The following is an 18,681-nucleotide window of genomic DNA, read 5'->3' as shown; positions in this document are numbered from 1 at the left end:
TAAGGATGTGGTTGTAGATGTTGATCTTCTTTTTACCTCTGTTTTTATTGCTTCTTCTGATTGGCATGCCAGTGTTTTTTGCGCTGCTCGCCGCGCCCGGCATCATGCTGTACGCAGAAGGCATGGATCGTGATATCCCGTTGTTGTTTCGCAATATTTACAACGGCATTGATTCGTTCCCCCTCATGGCAATTCCCTTCTTTATGCTCGCTGGCGAGGTGATGAACCGAGGCGGTATCACCATGAGCCTCGTGAATTTTTCGCAATCATTCATTGGCCATGTGCGCGGAGGACTGGCGCATGTCAACGTCATGTCGAGCATGTTGTTTGCGGGTCTGTCTGGTTCGGCAGTAGCAGACACCTCTGCCATTGGTTCCATGATGATCCCCGCGATGGAAAAGAACGGCTATTCGCGTAAATTCGCAGCGGCGATTACGGCAGCGTCTTCGGTGATCGGCCCCATTATTCCGCCATCCGGCATCATGATCATCTACGCCTATACCATGGAAATTTCGGTGGCGGCTTTATTCGCAGCAGGGGTGATACCTGGGCTGATGATTGGTGGTGGCCTGATGTTGTTGATCGCCTTGATGGCGAAGCGTCAAAACCTGCCCATAGCCAGTGAAAAGGCCACATGGAAGCAGCGCGGTACAGCCACCAAAGCGGCGTTCTGGCCACTGCTTACGCCAGTGATCATCTTGGGCGGTATCCTCGGCGGTATTTTCACCCCAACAGAAGCGTCTGCCGTTGCCGTGCTATTCTCTTGGTGGTTGGCATGTTCGTGCTTCGCACTATCAGTTGGAAAGACATTCCTGACATTTTCACCCGAAGCGCGAAATCATCAGCGGTTATTTTGTTGTTGGTTGGTTCGGCGTTGGCCTTCAAAACCGTGGTTTCGCTCTCTCATGCCGCAGAAGCCATGGCGGCATGGACGCTAAGTATCAGTGAAAACCCACTGATCCTCCTTTTTCTTATCAATATTCTGCTTTTTATTGTTGGCATGTTCCTCGATGCAGGGCCAGCCATCATTATTTTGGGGCCTATTCTGGCACCGGTTTTTGTCAGTTTAGGCATCGACCCTGTGCATTTCGCCATCATCATGAGTGTCAATCTCACGGTGGGTTTGGCGACGCCGCCGATGGGGTTGGTGCTGTTTGTCGCGTCGAGTGTTTCTGGCGTCAAAGTCGAAACCTTGTCTCGCGCCATCTTGCCGTTTTTGGCGGTTGAGGTGGCGGTGATTTTCCTCATTACGTTTTTCCCTGCTCTTTCAATGACCATCCCGCAATGGCTGGGATTGGCTCAATGAGTGTGGGTTTCTAGCAACCGAGAACGTGAGTTCTTACCTTAACAAGTGCAGCAGAACGCTGATGATCACGGAAGTGAAAGGTGAAGTATGAATAAAACAGTAAATCAGGTGCGTAATGCATTAAAGGGAAGTGCACTGGCGCTGTTCGCGGGGTTAATGACCACCGCAGCCCTGTCAGTTCCGGCTATGGCCGCAGATTTCAATCTTCGTGCAGTCGCAAACTCGAACGAAAACGATGAAGACTATGATGGCTTAGTCGTATTCAAAGATTTTGTGGAGGCGCACTCTAACGGCAAGATCAAAGTTGATTTGTACATAGGTACGCAGCTTTGTGGTAACGGTACTGAGTGTATCCAAGCCGTCGAAGATGGCTCAGTGGATATCTACATATCCACATCAGGTGGCGCTGCCAACATGTTCCCGTACATTCAAGTATTGGATTTGCCCTACCTGCTACCGGATGACCGCACCGCAGAAGCGGTATTGCAAGGCGACTTCGTGCGTGAATTGCGCAAAGCCATCTTGGCTGACACTGACGAAAAATTACGTTTGATGGCTATTGGTAACACAGGCGGTTGGCGTAACTTTGCCAACACTAAACGCACGGTGAAACAGCCAAGTGATTTGGAAGGGCTGAAAATTCGCACCGTGGTGGCTGATTTACCGCAAGAGCTGGTTAAATCACTGGGCGCTAGCCCAACACCGATCCCATGGCCTGAGCTTTATACCTCATTCCAAACGGGTGTTGTAGAAGGCTCTAAAAATGGCATTACTGACATCATGGGCATGAAGTTCCCAGAAGCTGGTCTCAAATACGTCACCTTGGACGGACACGCCTACATGTCAGCCCTGTGGTATATGAATAACGAAGCCTTCTTAGACATGCCAATAGCGCTGCGCAAAGTGATTGTTGACGGTTTCCGTGCGCTACAACAAGCGACGTTTGCCTCACCGAAACGCAAATCCATTGCAGCGTATGAAGCGTTCAAAAAAGCAGGCGGCACGCTTTACGTTCCAACCCCCGCCGAAAAAACCAAGTTTCAGGAAGCTGCGGCCCCTGTCTATATCTGGTTCCAAGAGAACGTCAAAGACGGCAAGAAGTGGTTTGAGTTGCTTGAGGTTGAATCTCAAAAAGCCCAACAGCAGATTGCAGGGGCGGATAAAGCCGACCTTTCTTAATGTTTATGTTCTGATTGCTTAAATGAAAATCAGCCCAGATGGGCTGATTTTTTTTCGCCAATATGGCTACTCTCGTCGAGGCAGTTATTGAACCAAGATAGCTAGCTAATCATCCCAATGAAATAGGGAATGATCAGGGCATTGGCTAAATCAATAAAGAATGCACAGACCAAAGGCACAATGATGAAAGCTTGATGTGAGTTACCGTACTTTTGCGCCACGGCTGACATGTTTGCCATTGCTGTTGGTGTAGAGCCGAGCGATATGCCACCAAACCCGGCACAAACCACTGCAGCATCGTAGGTTTTGCCCATTAAAGGGAAGACAACAAATACCGCAATGCTAACTGCAATCAAGAACTGAGCGGCCAAAATAATGAAGAGTGGTCCTGCTAAATCTACTAAAGCCCACAACTGCATGCTCATGAGCGACATCGACAGAAAAGCGCCTAGTGCCATGTCTGCAATCAATGCGACAGCGGGTTGACGGGATGGCCAGCGAGTACCGGTTAAACGAGGGTAAGAAGACGGAATAAGGTTAGAAATTAAGATACCTGCAAACAAGCAACTAACAAACAGGGGAAGATCCAAACCGAGCCCAGATATCACTTCGTTGAGCACTGCGCCCAAAATAATACAGAGATGGATGGCGAGCATCGCATCTAAAAAATCATAAGACGTGATACGCGTTTCTTTGGAATCTTGGCAAGTACCGACATCCACCTTCTCGCCCTCATTGGCTTTCAAGTTGTGTTTGTTGATGAGGTATTTTGCGATGGGTCCACCCATCAAACTGGCAAGAATGAGTCCAAAGGTCGCGCAGGCAATGCCGACTTCCATTGCGGTATTGAGGTCGAAAGCTTCACCAATTTTTGGCGCCCATGCGATGGCTGTGCCGTGACCGCCAATGAGAGACACAGACCCACTCAGCAAACCAAATGCCGCGGGCTGATCAAGCGCTAAAGCGAGGCCTATTCCCGTTATATTTTGGATGAACATATATCCAATGGTGATACTCAACAAAATGATAAGGGGTTTGCCGCCTTTGAAGAGATCTTTCAAGCTGGCATTAATACCAATGGTGGTAAAGAAGTAAACCAACAGCAGGTCGCGTGTGGCGAGATCAAAAGAGATATCAACCTGAAATGCATAGTGAACAACCGCAAAAAGCAGTGAAACCAGAATACCGCCTGAAACAGGCTCTGGAATGCTGAACTCTTTTAGCCAGTAACTCATTTGAGTTAATCGCCGGCCTAAGAAAAGAACGATGATACCGAGTGTAACGGCGAGAAATGATTCGATGTGCAAGACACCGTCAACGAAGTTCATGACAATCCTTTTCATAATTAAGCATCGGATTGCGCATCATAACGATGTTTGACACTCGCTATTTTGTTAGCAAGTTAGAGTGTGAGATGACTCGCGGATATTCGCTAGATAATCAATTAAGAATCAGCGGCTTGAGCCGGCTTACATTCTTTTGGCTGATTGCATGGCCAAAAGAATGCAGATGCCTGTTCGTTGCAACAACGGCGCATAATTACACCACTATTTTTCCTGCTGACAAACAAACGCGTTGAGCACCTAGACGGCTCGAATAATGTGAACTGATGAGTATTCGATTTCTCTTTGAGCGCAGTTCGATGGCATAGATTCGGTGAAAGGCGTTCGACGAGCCTGTTCTGATATGAAGGTTAACGTGTGAGTGTCATAGACGGGGAAGCGAAAAAGCACGGATGACAAACCCATCGGTGCTTTTGTGTTTTTGCTGAAGTGTTATTGTTTCTTCGAAGGTTCGGACTGTTCAGTTCGGCCTTAAAGAAAATTGCTATTGGTAGCGTCTTGCCACATGACGTCGCATTCTTCTTTGGCGGCGGCTGTTAATAACTCTATCAAGGGAATGGCGCGATTCCCCATGCTGACAGGAGATTCGATGAAGTTTTCTTCTTCTTCATCTTCTAGCGGGTCTGGATTTGGCTGATTCTTCTCCGCTTCTATTGCGCGCTTTAACTGTGCCAGTGCAGCGGGAATATCTTCAGCGAGAATCGCGCCCGGCACGGTTTCGCTGTGTCCCATCATCTTCAACATCTGAAGTCCCACATCACCAAACATAGTGATATCTGCGTAGGCCTTACAGCTAAATCTAATCAGCATATTGGTGATCCTGTGTTTTATGTTCTTAAGGGAAATTCACTCAGCCAGTATGCCTTACGGCAAGTGACATGGCACAAACTCTAAGCGCGTTCTGTAACCATAATTCACCCTAACACAATGTGATATCTCGACTTTGAGCAAATGTGGCATCTTGTTATGGCGTGATAAACTTTAAACAGGAATACGGGAAAGATGTGCTTTGCGTTGGACGAAAAGATGACAATGAGAAAAGCCGACACGAAGTCGGCTTTTTATCTAATGTGTCGTTTAATTGACGAAGGTTTCTTGTCTTCTTATCAATGCGCTGCGCGTTGTGCAGCAACATGAGTGGCGATGGCATCCATTAAGCCGGGGGACAAGCAATCGTAGGGCTCAAGGCCTAGTTCTTTCAAACGTTCACGGATGGGGGTCATTTGTTCTGGTGGCGTGCCTGTTTCAATAATGGATGAAACAAACGCGGCAAACTCAGGCGCTGACCAGCCATCTGAATCTGATAGTTCAGTGTGAATGAAATCTAGCCCATAAAATGGGTGGTCGGCGTTTTCGATACGTCCAATCATGTGAACGCCGCAATCACGGCAGGCATGGCGCTGAATGGCTGCGCTGGTATCAACGATATCGAGTTTGTCGCTACCTTGCTCAATGGCCACATTGTCTTTGGAAACAACCGCGACTTGAGAAAACAGTGCGCCTTCTGGCTTCCAGCACTTGGAACAGCCACACACATGGTTATAGGCCGTTTGGGCAGTGACGCCAACCACAACGGGGTCGGACGAGCATTTGCACGTTAGTTTGCCGCCAGCGAATCCAGCAACGTCAGTATGTTTTACACCACCATTAACGGCGGGGTGGATAGTAATAGTCATAGGGAACACCTTAGCAATGAGATTTCGAACTCCGTTCCACATCATTTGACCTCCTGTTTTATGAAGATCCCCTCTCTTTGCGTGCCCTATGGCGTTGAGTTTGCTCGTTGGAATGAACAATGGCTCGGTGGTTTTACCTATGCATGTGTTTTACTTTTGCACGAGGGCGTGTGCCCGCAAAGAGTACCGCTTTGATCCTAGTAATACTTACGGGCGGTGAATATGCGTCGTTTTGCAAAACTCTGTTGTGAAAACGCATCGAGTCTGAGTTGGATCTTCATTTTCGGCACGGAGCGCAGCGTGTTTGGTTGTATGAAATGGGTTGGATTGATGGGTAGCACTAAGAATGTACATTGTTTGCATGAAAAAGCGCTCGACCAATGCAGGACGAGCGCTTTGAACGCGAGGTGATACGGAATCAGCTAAAACCTCAAAGGGGGATGGACTTTAGTTCACATCAAAACGGTCGTTGTTCATCACCTTGGTCCAAGCGACGACAAAATCATCAACAAACTTCTGTTGAGCATCGTCTGAAGCGTAGAATTCCGCAACGGAACGTAACTCAGCGTTAGAACCAAAGATCAGATCAACCGGTGTTGCCGTCCATTTTTTATCGCCAGATGCACGGTCATAACCCACGTAGATACTCTCATCTTCCTGAGAAGGTGACCATTTGGTCGACATATCAAGCAGGTTCACGAAGAAATCGTTGCTTAACGTTCCCGGTTTCGCCGTGAGCACACCATTCGACGAACCATCACTGTTGGCATTGAGCGCACGCATACCACCCACCAAGGCCGCCATTTCTGGCACAGTTAACGTGAGCAGATCTGCACGTTCAACCAGCATTTCAGCGGGTGAGCGGTAGTTCTTAGACGCGTCATAATAGTTGCGGAAACCATCTGCAGTGGGTTCAAGCACAGCGAAGGAGTTAACATCTGTCATGTCTTGAGAGGCATCCATACGACCGGGTGTGAAAGGCACATCGGCGGTATAGCCTGCATCTTTCGCGGCTTTTTCGACGGCGGCATCACCGCCAAGAACAATGACATCCGCCAAGGAGACCTTGGTATTACCGGCTTTTTCGTTGAATTGTTGCTGAACCGAAGTGAGTGTCTTCAACACATTTTGTAGCTCTTTAGGGTCGTTCACGGGCCAGTCTTTTTGAGGGGCTAACGCCACGCGTGCGCCATTGGCACCACCACGCATGTCAGTGCCGCGATAACTCGCCGCAGATGCCCATGCCGTTCGGATAAGCTCAGGAACGGTCAGGCCTGATGCCAAAATACTCGCTTTGATGGCGTCAGCTTGCTTATCGGAGATCAGTGGGTGATCAACCTGAGGGATAGGGTCTTGCCAAACAAGAATTTCTTCTGGAATTTCAGAGCCAATATAACGAGCGCGCGGGCCTAAATCGCGATGGTTCAGCTTGAACCAAGCTCTTGCAAATGCCTGTTCGAACTGTTCAGGGTTAGCGCGAAAACGCTCTGCAATAGCGCGGAACTGCGGATCCTCCTTCACGGCGAGATCTGTGGTGAACATGATGGGTGCATGACGTTTGTTAGGATCGTGCGCGTCAGGAACCAGTTGCGCGGCGGCTTCAGTATCTGGAATCCATTGCTTGGCCCCCGCTGGGCTCTCGGTTAGTACCCAATTGAAGTTAAATAAATTGTCGAGATAAGCGGTTGTCCATTGGGTGGGTGTTGATGTCCATGCGCCTTCTAAACCACTGGTGACAGCATCGCCGCCCTTACCTGTGCCACAGGTGTTTTTCCAGCCAAAGCCTTGATCTTCGGTAGGGGCGCCCGCGGGAGCTGCACCGACACAATCTTGAGGTTTGTGTGCGCCATGTGCTTTACCAAAGGTATGCCCGCCAGCGATAAGTGCGACGATTTCTTCGTCATTCATTGCCATTCTACCGAAAGAGTGGCGAATATCTTTGGCGGCTGCGATCGGGTCTGGAACACCACCCGGGCCTTCGGGGTTAACATAGATTAAGCCCATTTGAACTGCGGCGAGGCCTTCTTTCAAATTACCTTTTTCATCACGTCGCTCATCAGCAAGCATCTCTTCTTCTGGGCCCCAATAAACCAGATCGGGCTCCCAGTCGTCTTGACGTCCGCCAGCAAAACCGAAGGTTTTAAAGCCCATAGATTCCATGGCCACATTGCCTGTCAATGCCATCAGATCGCCCCAAGAGAGACTCGAGCCGTATTTCTGTTTAATGGGCCATAGCAGGCGTCGTGCTTTGTCCAGATTACCGTTATCCGGCCAACTGTTGAGTGGGTCGAAACGTTGTTGTCCACCACCGGCTCCGCCTCTGCCATCACCCACGCGGTAAGTCCCTGCAGCGTGCCATGCCATACGAATGAAGAAGGGCCCATAGTGGCCATAATCCGCGGGCCACCAATCTTGCGACGTAACAAGCACTTCGCTAATGTCTTTTTTGACTGCATTCAAGTCGAGCGTTTCGAATGCTTCTGCGTAATCGAAACCATCACCCATTGGATTCGATTCCTGACTATGGTCGCGAAGCGGTGCAAGGTTGAGTTGGTCTGGCCACCAAAATTGATTAGATTTCGGTTCGCTCTGTGAGAGTGCGGGGGCAGTCACTAACACGCTTGATAATGCGATGGACAGTAATGTACGTTTTAACATGGTTGTCTCCTTTTTCATGTGTACTCAATGCGTATAATTCGCCATGGGCTTTAAAATATTTTTTTGTTGAGAATGATGTTTGTTTTTTGATTGGGGTTTTGGTTTGAATTCTCTTTCGTGATTATTGGTGTTGTTCAAGTTTAAAAGGTGAATATTTAACGCTTAAATCAGGCGTTAAATATTTACTTATAAATTAAAGAACGCACTTGCTTCACTAGGGCTTTGCATGGTGTTTCATGCTTTTCAAAATCAAGACAGAACGTTAGATTCTTTTAAGTGCATGATTTTACTTGCCGAGGTGGAGCGCGGCGTGCTGAGCCTGACTTTTGATTTCAGATGAAATTGTCCAATTTATTCTCCATGCTGAAATTATAGGTATTAAATGGTGAGTATATATAAGGGAATATTTCGATTACTCCAATAGAAAAATCAAATGACTAGCATGTGACTTTTTACCTGTGGTGTATTAACGCATTAATATTCTTGGTTTTTATTTATCATTAGAGGTTGCTAATTTGGTTTTTTGGTTGGCTTTCTCGGCGGAAAATTAATTCTTTTCTAATTAACTTGATGCTTATTTTTGTTATGAAACAATTTGTATTTTCTTGTTTGTTAGATTCCTTGCTAATTATGGAAAAGTGAATGTGGGGCGTTCTAAAATAACAAAGTGTTTCGCGAAAATTGTTTGAATCAAATAGGGGGGATTTGTTAATCATGCTGTGGCTTTGCCAACACATTTTTCGTTAATTTCCTGATAAGATGCGAAAAATGATCTTTAAAAACAATGTTAAGGAGTGATTCGTGTTTATCTTCACTGTTGATGACGAGGTGTCACTCGCACTTGTTCAGCCTTCCTTCGCTAAGGAATATTATCGAATTGTTTGCCAAGAGCGCGCATACCTGTCTACTTGGTTAGCGTGGCCACCTCATGCAAACGAAGAGGCGTTTTTTGAACGCTTTATCCAAGGTGCGCTGCACGATTACGCGGATGGAAAATCGCTGACCTGTGCGATTGTTTATCAAGAGCGTGTTGTCGGTAACGTCAGTTTCAATACTATCTGCCATCAATTGAAAAAGGTCGAGATCGGTTATTGGTTAAGTGAAAGCTATCAAGGAAAAGGCATTGCCTCTCGCAGTGTGTCAGCCATGATCAAAATGGCTTTCGAAGATCTTGGAATGGAAAAAGTACAAATTGCAGTGGCAACCGAGAACCAGCCGAGTCGACGTTTGTGTGAACGACTCGGTTTTCGGTTGGAGGGCGAGATCAGCAATGCGGAAAACTTAAATGGACGTATCGTTGACCATGCTATTTATGGCTTACAGGTCACGCGCTAAGGAGCAATGATGAAGTCGTTAGAGGAATGGTTTGAGGAATACAGCGACAGTCACCAGAACCCTACTAACCAGAAAATTCATAAAGTGGCTGTGCCCGGCATTTACTTTTCAGTGGCAGGGCTTTTATGGCTGATACCGTCATTTTCTATTTTCGGCTATAGCATTGCTCCGTACTTTCTGATTTTGGCGATGGTGCTTGGGTTTTACTTTTCTTTGTCGTTCAGAGCGTTTGTGGTGATGGCTGTCTTTTCAGGATTCTGCACCATGGTGTTGCTGGAACTTCAAGGTATTGGCGCCAACATTCTTATCATCTCTGTCGTGATGTTCGTTGTGCTGTGGGTGTTGCAGTTTATTGGGCACCACATCGAAGGCAAAAAACCTTCTTTTTTTAAAGATGTTCAGTTTTTGTTAATTGGGCCAGCATGGGTGTTTCATTTTATCTTGCCGTTGACAACGGATGACGAGATTGAGTAATTGTATTGAGTCAGAATGAAGACTTTAATACACAATAAAGCCAACCCTAAGGTTGGCTTATATATTTATTCATCATCACTCAATATGAATGCGTTTAGAAGCGTGGCGAGTAGCAGGCGTCTTGCTCCGACGTGACATTCGTCATTGCGTCAACCGCCATTGGCACCAAGCCAGCATAAGCCTGAGAGCCGAAGTTGTTAGCATTAGTCACAGGGTTTAGCGACCAGAGGTTGGTACTATTCGGTGAACCAGCAACGTTTACGTTACGTGATGCCACCAAAATTTCACCATTCTGATCTAAGGTTGCAGCGGTAACAAAATCAACATTGTGGAAGAATTTCACTGTTGCTGATGCGTCAGATGTGTCGATGGCAAACGTTCTGGTATTGGTAACAAATAACAACTCGCCGCCATAGAAAACAAAGTCGCCCCAGTTTGAGTAACCGCCTAATCTAATGTTGATGTCAAAAGTGCCCGCTAAGGTTTGCTCTGCGGTACTCGTGTTAATCGTAAATAAACGACCAATGTCCGATCCATATAGTGTGCCGGTCGTTGGGTCAAACGTCATACGAGTAATTTGGAATCGTGTGTTGCCTACAAAGTGGTGAGTCTGTGTAGCAATATCGAAATATGCCAAACGATGCGGCTTGAATGCACTGGCTTGAAGATTTAGGCCTTCTAACTCTTGAGCCGTATAGTCGCCGTTATCTGTGCCTGCTATGTGAAAATCAGCAGGAGTTGGCGTACTCGCATAGTAGATGCGATCGCTTGAGGCGTCATACGCCATTGCGGAAGCACTGAATAGGGCGCGTGAATGTATGGTTGCGATTTCATTGGCTTCGAAAAAGTAGTTGCTCACGTTACGAGCGCGACTTTCGTCAATATTGACGAGAATACCAACATCACCACGTCCTGAATTCATGGTGTAGAGATTGCCATCGCAATCAACCGCTGATGCAGATGTAGCGAAAGTACTAACAGTCAATACCATGGTAGATAGTAAAGTTTTTCTCATATTTCCAGCTCCATTGTCCTTAGGGCTATTCCTATATATTCATTTTGTCTTGTGATGGTGTATATAATATCCTACAAGCCTATGCGCACCATTAGACACGACATCGTTAAATCATCATTAAATTTTCTAGATGTAAATTAGGAAGGATGTCTGGAAACAAAGCTACCACTGGTATGGTTTTTTTGCCTTTTATAATAGGTAAATACAATGCGTGTTCTCGTGGGCGATACAATTTTCTTATATAAAACGCGTTGAGTAAGAGATACCAACAATACTTATTTTTGTTTTGTTTAAAATATCAATAAATATTTTATTTAACGGTGATGTTTTTTGGCGAAATAAAGAAAAAACGGCGATCATAAGATCGCCGTTTTTATTGTGGAGGCGGTATGAGTTACGCGCCAATAACACCACCATCTTTACGGGTAATTCGCATTACTGTTGATCTTGGGATAGCATCACCGCCTTCAGGGAAGTGTGAGGGTGCCAGTTTTTCACCTGGGTGTTGAATGCCCACAAACATCGTTTTGTAGTCAGGTGAAAATGTCAGGCCGGTGATTTCGCATGCAATGGGACCGGTCATAAAGCGATGGATCTCGCCAGTTTTTGGGTCGGCACATAACATCTGGTTATTGCCCATGCCTGCAAAATTGCCCTTATTGGAATATTTACCGTCGGTCAGAATCCACATACGTCCACTGGCATCAAATCCGAGACCATCGGGGCTGTTGAACATATTGTCTTTGTTAATATTTGCAGAGCCGGCCATTAGCCCTTCATTGACCTCTGGGTTGCCTGCCATCACAAAGATATCCCATGTGAAATCAGAAGCGGTATGGTCGCCGCCTTTCGGTTCCCAACGGATGATATGGCCGTACGGGTTTTTCTCACGTGGATTGGCTACGTTCACCGGCTGGTTTTCTTTCACACCACGGTTTTTGTTGTTGGTCAGCGTACAGAACACATGCTTGTTGTCTGGGTGAACCGCAACCCATTCAGGACGGTCCATGGTTGTCGCCCCCACTTGTGTTGCTGCTTGTCGTGCAAAGATCATGACGTCGGCTTGACTGTTAAAGCCATTTTCTGGCGTGAGACCATTTTTACCGAACGTTAGCTCTATCCATTCACCAGTGCCTTTCATCTCACCTTCTTTGCCGTCGAATTTCGAGACGTAAAGGGTGCCTTCTTCCAGCAAATCACGGTTTGAGGCGTGTGTGCCTGGTTTGTACTTATTCTTCGAGACGAACTTGTACAAGTGCTCACCGCGCTCGTCATCACCCAGGTAGACCACGACATGACCATCATCGTTGATGAGCATGGCGGCATTTTCATGCTTGAAGCGGCCAAGCGCAGAACGTTTCTTCGGTGTGGAGTTCGGGTCCATTGGGTCGATTTCTACGACCCAACCAAAACGATGCGGTTCATTGGGGTTTTTGCCAACGTCGAATCGCTCGTCGTGTTTCCACCAGTCATATCCCCAGTCTTTGTTGCTGACGCCATACCGCTTATACGTGTCGCCTAATTCAACGTCTTCATCTGTTGCAAAATAGCCGTTGAAGTTTTCTTCACATGTTAGGTATGTGCCCCAAGGCGTTTGACCGTTAGCGCAGTTGTTATACGTGCCTAATATCTTCTTACCTGTTGGATCGGCTTTGGTCTTCAGTAAATCATTACCCGCTGCTGGGCCGGTCATTTCCATTGGCGTATAGGCAGTGAGTTTACGGTTCAGTCGACCTTCACGGTTGACCTGCCATTGGCCGTCTTTCTTCACTAATTCAACGATTGATACCGCATGAGCTGCTTGAGATTTGCGTACATCGTCTGCGGAAATATTTTTGCCTTGATGCGGGTAAAGGTATTCGTTGTTGGTGTATTCGTTATTAGCAACCAATACGGCGCGGGTGTCAGTAATAGGAAATAGGGTCATGCCATCGGTGTTGTCACCGTATTGCATTTCCTGTGCTTTTGAATCGTTAGATTGGCTAAAAGCAGGGGACTCAACAAACAAAGCATCACCCCAAGAAATCAGTGGCTCTGCCACATATCCTTCTGGGACAAGTACAGTATCTGCGGTGGAAGCGGGGATCGCTTCAAAGCCGATCAGTTTGCTTTTATCCATTGTACCCGCAACCGCTTGTGCAACAGGGTTTGCGGCAAAGAATGCAACAGAGCCTGCTGCGCCAGCGGTTCGAAGGAAATTTCGACGATTCATTGCGGCATCAATAAAACGGTTGAACTCTGGCTCTGCGTCCAACTCACGTTGGTCATTATGTTGGTTATATTCGCTCACGATGACTTCCTTTCATGTGTTTAACGGGGATGGAGAATGATCTAAGTTATGGCTCCAAATCTTGCGTGGTGATTGTTAAACTTAGGTTAAATGACAATGAAGATAATATGTCAAAGCGTCTAAAGAGTATAAAGTATGGGTTTTTCGCAAGATGGAGAGACTTTCGATAGATGTGAGAGGCGTCGTATATGTGAGTTCTCGCGTCAGCACGCATCAATACTGCTATCAGCTTGATCCGAAGCAGGGTTGATTGTGTCGTAATACGAGATGCTACCGTGAACTGAATGAGAGGCATTAAGATGAAACGATATTTAACCTACCTCAGCGCGACATTTGCCTTGGTGACGCATTCGGCGTTTGCTGTGATGCCAGAGGGTAACCCTGAACTGGGTGAGCAAAAAGCCTACTCCTGTCAATTTTGTCACGGTGCAACCGGTTATAGCCTTCGTCAAGACTATCCAAACCTCAATGGGCAGCATGCAGAGTATTTGTTTAACGCAATGAAGCACTACCAAAAAGGGGAGCGTGGCAGCGCGTTGGGTATGATGATGAAGCAGCAGGTTTCGTCACTCAATGATCAAGATCTCGCTGATGTGGCGGCTTTTTACTCAGAGCAAAAACCGGGTAAGCCTGAGTGATGCTGTGAGAGATTGCGCTGTTTTGGCTCGACTGGTAATGTTCGCAGCAATTGATGTTTGAGGAAGAACGTAATGGCAACAATTTGGGTCGATGCTGATGCATGTCCAGCAGTCATTAAAGAAGTGCTTTTTAGAGCCGCAGACAGAACCCAAACGCCTGTGGTGCTTGTTGCAAACCAAGGGCTAAGAACGCCTCCTTCGCGTTATATTTCTAGTCTTCAAGTTGAAAAAGGGTTTGATGTCGCGGATGACGAAATCGTTAAACGCGTTGAGCCAGGAGATCTCGTGATCACCGCTGATATTCCTTTGGCTGCTGAAGTGATTGAGAAAAAAGCCCTTGCGCTAAATCCACGTGGTGAGCTTTATACGCTTGAGAACATTCGTCAGCGTCTTAACATGCGTGATTTCATGGATACCATGCGTTCGAGTGGTGTACAGATGGGGGGCCCTGCGGCACTCAATCAACAAGATCGCCAGAAATTTGCCAATGAATTGGATAAGTTTTTGCAGCGTAGCAAACGTTGATACACAAAGAAAAAATAAAAAGGGGAACGACATGTCGCTCCCCTTTATTGTTGTATTTTAGTTAGCAACCATTGGTGCAGATTACACCAGGGTTGGAACCGTATTGAGCTTTTGTACCGCGTCGGATGTTATAAGTTCTGCCGCCGTAGTGAAGTTTGCCCCATGCGACCTGCCCATCATACATTCTTAATTCAGTGTTACTGTCGCCATAATAGAATCTTCCAGTGGATGTGATTGTATGCCAGCGTGATCCTGAACCATTCACAATAATTTCGAGTCTAATTCCGCCCGGAGGGAGGCTATAACCGCTATTGATGTAAGCATGTATGCCTCGAATAAGGGCTGGGTTTCGACCTTGGCTGCCATGCCAAGCAACACCCGAACCCTCAGCAATAGACTGAACTATTTCATAGTAGTCAGGATCGTTATCAACGATGGTGACGTTAGCACTGCCAAGATCACTCTTATCGTCATTGATCCACGCCTGCATCGTGAAGTATTCATTGTCCTCATGGGTTGAATCATTCACTGTTGGCACGCCAATGCGCACTGAGGTAACACCTTGTGGCATGGTGACCGTAGTGAGAGTTGAAGAAATCGTCGCCGATGCTGTAGTGCCATCTGAATAAAGTAACTCAACTGTATTGCGGTAGTCGCTGTTCAAAAGCGCGCTGCCATTTTTAAGTGCTAAACGAATCTGTGTCGTTGCGTTCGCTGTTTCCTTATCAAATGACGCAGTGAAGTAAGCTGTGGAGCCTTCAGTCACTGAACCTGCATTAGCAGCAAAGCCAGACACTTCTGGTTTTGAATCGCTAGGGAATGCAGTTTTCTCGTAACAGGTATGGTCTTCAGACGTCACGGTTGCCATGGCACTGATGCGACTTGGAAACAGTCCTACACGTTTTTTCTCGCCAGTAGACGGCTTGATGCGATAAAGAATGTTGCTGTTTACATTGCCAGAGACGTTTTGGTTTTTCGCTGCAACCAGCATTTGACCGTTTTGATCCAATGTTGCCGCAGCGACGAAATCGATGAAGTGGAAGCCTTTGAGTGTTTGTGCGCCCGTTGAAGTATCAACGGTAAAGGTGCGACCATTGGTCACAAACAACAACTCGCCGTCTTGGAAGACAAAGTCACCCCAGTTAGTAAAACCACCAAACTTGAGGCTATTCTCGAAATTGCCAAGTTGCGTGATGTCGCCAGTAACAGGGTCAACTTTGAAAATGGTTTGTGCATCAGAAGCAAATAACTCGCCACTGTCTGGATCAAACGCCATGCGTAGAATTTGCTTTTTCACTGTTGGACCCGCGACATGTTCCCCAGTGGCGGGGTCCATATAAGAAAGTTGGTATGCGGCAACGGTTTTTGCGTGCAAATCTAGATTTTTGAACTCTTCAGTTGAAACGTCAGCATCAGGACCTTGAACATGGTAGGACGTAGGCTGAGGGGCGCTGATATAGTACAGACGATCGGTGATACGGTCATAAGACATGCTTGGGGAGCTAAACTGCGCACGAGAATGGTATTCTTCACGCTCACTGGCGTCGGTATACATCGCGGGCATTTCTTTGGCTTCTTGCACATCAAGTAATAAACCGACATGACCGCGACCTGCGTTCATGGAATATACGTTGCCTGCACAGTTTGCCATTGCTTGTACAGAAGTGAGTGCTCCAGCGATAATCGCAGTAGAGAGCAGTGTCTTTTTAATCATTATTGATACCTGTCATCCATTTTAAGTTAGCGAACCGAATATTTATCTCACTTATCTTCCACTTGCTGTGCGTGTCGGAGTGGATGATTAACACGGTTCACCGAAGTGCCTTCAGCTACCCCGATATTTCGGGTTACCTATGGGATTTGGGTTTATCTCATTCGCGGCGGCATTCAGTTACACGTCAGCTGTGTAAGAATATTATTGGACTATTGGTCAGTTTTCTTTCTCATTAATGAAACGCATGAGGTTTTAATGGTTTTTAAGGAGGCCGCTATAAGCCTTTTGATAGAATTTGTGAATAAAGTATTAGTGATGTCCAACGGTTAATGTAACGCTTTCACATATTGAGATGAAGAAAGTATGATTCAGATTAATTAGGTCAAAGATAGTTTACGTTTTTCAGCAATGAAAGTAGGCTTATTTGTTAATAAATAAAGACAGCGTTGAAATTAAAAATCTAGAATTATGTCATTGTCTTTTGTTTAGTATTATACGCGTGCTTTTTGGTTGCTCTGATGTATACATATAAAAAGGAGCGGCTGCGCTCCTTTTTTATGTCTGTGATTCGTTCACCAAGTTAGTTGTAGATCCGGCTCCAACAGCCGTTTGAACAATCTACATTTTTGTTCCAATGCAACTGTGCGCGGTGCCCAGTCTTAATGTTGTAGTATTGACCGTTAGATCCCCTCAAACGTGCCCAAGCAATGTCACCTGAATTGTAATAACGCTCATGGTTGGCATGTTGCTCATAGTATTGGCCGCCATTGCTGATGGAAATACTACGCAAATGGCCACCTGTTTTGTAAAATTCAAGCGTTGTGCCAGCAGGGATCGTGCCGCTGACATTGGCATGCACACCGCGGATCCATTGATCCTTAGTGAACAAGTTGCCGCCACGGCTACCGTGCCATGCTACGCCGCTGTTTTGAGCAGCTTGAGTCAGCAGCGTGTGCACATCAGGGTCATTATCAACAATAGTGACATTCGCGGAATTCACATCACTCTTATCGTCATTCACCCATGCTTGCAGAGTGAAGTATTCGCTGTTTTCATGCGTAGAGTCATTCACGGTTGGCACGGCAATACGAACGGATGTCACACCCTGTGGCAACGCAATTTCAGTCAACGTTGATGAAATAGTTGCTGACCCTGTAGTGTTGTCAGAAAACAACAGGGTAACCGTGTTGCGGTAATCGCTGTTTAACACAGCGCTGCCATTTTTCAATGCGACACGTACTTTGGTGTTGGCATCTCCCGTTGCTTTGTCAAAACCAACGGTGAAATAGGCTGTAGAGCCTTCACTGACTGAGTTTGACGCCAACGTAATGCCAGTGACTTCAGGTTTTAAATCACTTGGGAAGACGGTTTTTTCATAGCAGGTGTGATCTTCTGATGTCACGGTTGCCATGGCACTGATGCGACTTGGAAACAGTCCTACACGTTTTTTCTCGCCAGTAGACGGCTTGATGCGATAAAGAATGTTGCTGTTTACATTGCCAGAGACGTTTTGGTTTTTCGCTGCAACCAGCATTTGACCGTTTTGATCCAATGTTGCCGCAGCGACGAAATCGATGAAGTGGAAGCCTTTGAGTGTTTGTGCGCCCGTTGAAGTATCAACGGTAAAGGTGCGACCATTGGTCACAAACAACAACTCGCCGTCTTGGAAGACAAAGTCACCCCAGTTAGTAAAACCACCAAACTTGAGGCTATTCTCGAAATTGCCAAGTTGCGTGATGTCGCCAGTAACAGGGTCAACTTTGAAAATGGTTTGTGCATCAGAAGCAAATAACTCGCCACTGTCTGGATCAAACGCCATGCGTAGAATTTGCTTTTTCACTGTTGGACCCGCGACATGTTCCCCAGTGGCGGGGTCCATATAAGAAAGTTGGTATGCGGCAACGGTTTTTGCGTGCAAATCTAGATTTTTGAACTCTTCAGTTGAAACGTCAGCATCAGGACCTTGAACATGGTAGGACGTAGGCTGAGGGGCGCTGATATAGTACAGACGATCGGTGATACGGTCATAAGACATGCTTGGGGAGCTAAACTGCGCACGAGAATGGTATTCTTCACGCTCACTGGCATCGGTATACATCGCAGGCATTTCTTTGGCTTCTTGCACATCAAGCAGTAAACCGACATGACCGCGACCTGCGTTCATGGAATACACGTTGCCTGCACAGTTTGCCATTGCTTGTGCTGAGGTGAGTATTCCAGCGAGAACTGCGGTAGAAAGCAAAGTTTTTTTAATCATCTTTAATACCTGTCATCCATTCTAAGTTCGCTAACTCACCTTTCATTCCTTTTCTCGCCCAAACATACCGGGTAGAAAAGTTCGTGAGTCTCTAACTCGCTAGCGCCTAAGACACCTTAGCGATGTAAAGACCATATACTAGATGACGTGAAATATCGTTCCAGAGAATGATACGTATGTATTTTTCATGATTTTTAGGTAGATTAAATTCATTCTTCTGGCGGGATTGCTGAGTAAAGCATGAGTGAAAAAGGAGAGAGGATGGATAAGT

The 18,681-nt window shown here is 46.5% G+C and carries 13 protein-coding genes and 1 pseudogene; 6 read left to right on the top strand and 8 right to left on the bottom strand.

The features are described 5' to 3' along the window. The first annotated feature begins 17 nt into the window (after positions 1 to 17). Both A1OO_RS23970 and dctP read left to right on the top strand, forming a co-directional pair. Positions 18 to 1,306 (top strand): annotated as a pseudogene (locus A1OO_RS23970) (TRAP transporter large permease). Between the two features lie 87 nt (positions 1,307 to 1,393). Further along, the gene (gene dctP, locus A1OO_RS16835) at positions 1,394 to 2,485 is read left to right on the top strand and encodes a TRAP transporter substrate-binding protein DctP (protein WP_017003769.1); all 1,092 of its coding nucleotides are present in this window, start codon (positions 1,394 to 1,396) and stop codon (positions 2,483 to 2,485) included. Positions 2,486 to 2,586: 101 nt separating this feature from the next. On the opposite strand, the gene gltS is transcribed toward dctP, so the two are convergent. From gltS to katG, 4 genes are all read right to left on the bottom strand, one after another. Then, entirely contained in the window at positions 2,587 to 3,813 is a 1,227-nt protein-coding gene (gene gltS, locus A1OO_RS16830; protein ID WP_017003768.1) for a sodium/glutamate symporter, read from the bottom strand. Positions 3,814 to 4,299: 486 nt separating this feature from the next. Continuing rightward, entirely contained in the window at positions 4,300 to 4,638 is a 339-nt protein-coding gene (locus tag A1OO_RS16825) for a DUF1840 domain-containing protein (protein WP_016958343.1), read from the bottom strand. 296 nt (positions 4,639 to 4,934) lie between these two features. Then, positions 4,935 to 5,549, bottom strand: coding sequence for an S-(hydroxymethyl)glutathione synthase (gene gfa / locus A1OO_RS16820; RefSeq protein WP_016958344.1), 615 nt, complete (start codon positions 5,547 to 5,549; stop codon positions 4,935 to 4,937). A 402-nt stretch (positions 5,550 to 5,951) separates the two neighbouring features. Next, the gene (gene katG, locus A1OO_RS16815; RefSeq protein WP_017003767.1) at positions 5,952 to 8,162 is read right to left on the bottom strand and encodes a catalase/peroxidase HPI; all 2,211 of its coding nucleotides are present in this window, start codon (positions 8,160 to 8,162) and stop codon (positions 5,952 to 5,954) included. Between the two features lie 801 nt (positions 8,163 to 8,963). Between katG and A1OO_RS16810 the strand changes: the two genes are divergently transcribed. Together A1OO_RS16810 and A1OO_RS16805 are read left to right on the top strand one after the other, a co-directional pair. Next, a complete protein-coding gene (locus A1OO_RS16810) occupies positions 8,964 to 9,497 on the top strand; it encodes a GNAT family N-acetyltransferase (protein ID WP_017003765.1) in 534 nt (177 codons plus the stop codon). Between the two features lie 9 nt (positions 9,498 to 9,506). Continuing rightward, on the top strand, positions 9,507 to 9,971 hold the full coding sequence (locus A1OO_RS16805) for a DUF962 domain-containing protein (protein ID WP_017003764.1): 465 nt from the start codon (positions 9,507 to 9,509) through the stop codon (positions 9,969 to 9,971). A 94-nt stretch (positions 9,972 to 10,065) separates the two neighbouring features. Here A1OO_RS16805 and A1OO_RS16800 read toward each other — a convergent pair whose 3' ends face one another. Both A1OO_RS16800 and A1OO_RS16795 read right to left on the bottom strand, forming a co-directional pair. Continuing rightward, positions 10,066 to 10,986, bottom strand: coding sequence for a hypothetical protein (locus tag A1OO_RS16800; protein ID WP_016958348.1), 921 nt, complete (start codon positions 10,984 to 10,986; stop codon positions 10,066 to 10,068). Positions 10,987 to 11,380: 394 nt separating this feature from the next. Further along, on the bottom strand, positions 11,381 to 13,198 hold the full coding sequence (locus A1OO_RS16795; protein ID WP_198928384.1) for a PhoX family protein: 1,818 nt from the start codon (positions 13,196 to 13,198) through the stop codon (positions 11,381 to 11,383). 377 nt (positions 13,199 to 13,575) lie between these two features. Between A1OO_RS16795 and A1OO_RS16790 the strand changes: the two genes are divergently transcribed. Both A1OO_RS16790 and A1OO_RS16785 read left to right on the top strand, forming a co-directional pair. Further along, positions 13,576 to 13,914 carry a c-type cytochrome gene (locus tag A1OO_RS16790; RefSeq protein WP_016958350.1) on the top strand — a complete coding sequence of 113 codons (339 nt, stop codon included), beginning with the start codon at positions 13,576 to 13,578 and terminating at the stop codon, positions 13,912 to 13,914. A gap of 72 nt (positions 13,915 to 13,986) precedes the next feature. After that, positions 13,987 to 14,439, top strand: coding sequence for a YaiI/YqxD family protein (locus tag A1OO_RS16785; protein ID WP_017003762.1), 453 nt, complete (start codon positions 13,987 to 13,989; stop codon positions 14,437 to 14,439). A gap of 61 nt (positions 14,440 to 14,500) precedes the next feature. Here A1OO_RS16785 and A1OO_RS16780 read toward each other — a convergent pair whose 3' ends face one another. Continuing rightward, complete coding sequence (locus A1OO_RS16780) at positions 14,501 to 16,153, bottom strand: hypothetical protein (RefSeq protein ID WP_016958352.1); 1,653 nt, start codon at positions 16,151 to 16,153, stop codon at positions 14,501 to 14,503. Between the two features lie 580 nt (positions 16,154 to 16,733). Next, complete coding sequence (locus A1OO_RS16775; protein ID WP_026023920.1) at positions 16,734 to 18,410, bottom strand: YncE family protein; 1,677 nt, start codon at positions 18,408 to 18,410, stop codon at positions 16,734 to 16,736. Between the last annotated feature and the right edge of the window lie 271 nt (positions 18,411 to 18,681).

It is taken from the genome of Enterovibrio norvegicus FF-33, from assembly GCF_000286835.2.
In the GTDB taxonomy this organism is placed as follows: Bacteria; Pseudomonadota; Gammaproteobacteria; order Enterobacterales; family Vibrionaceae; genus Enterovibrio; species Enterovibrio norvegicus_A.
Note: the sequence above shows the minus strand (reverse complement) of the source record. Positions and strands in the feature narration are given on the sequence as shown.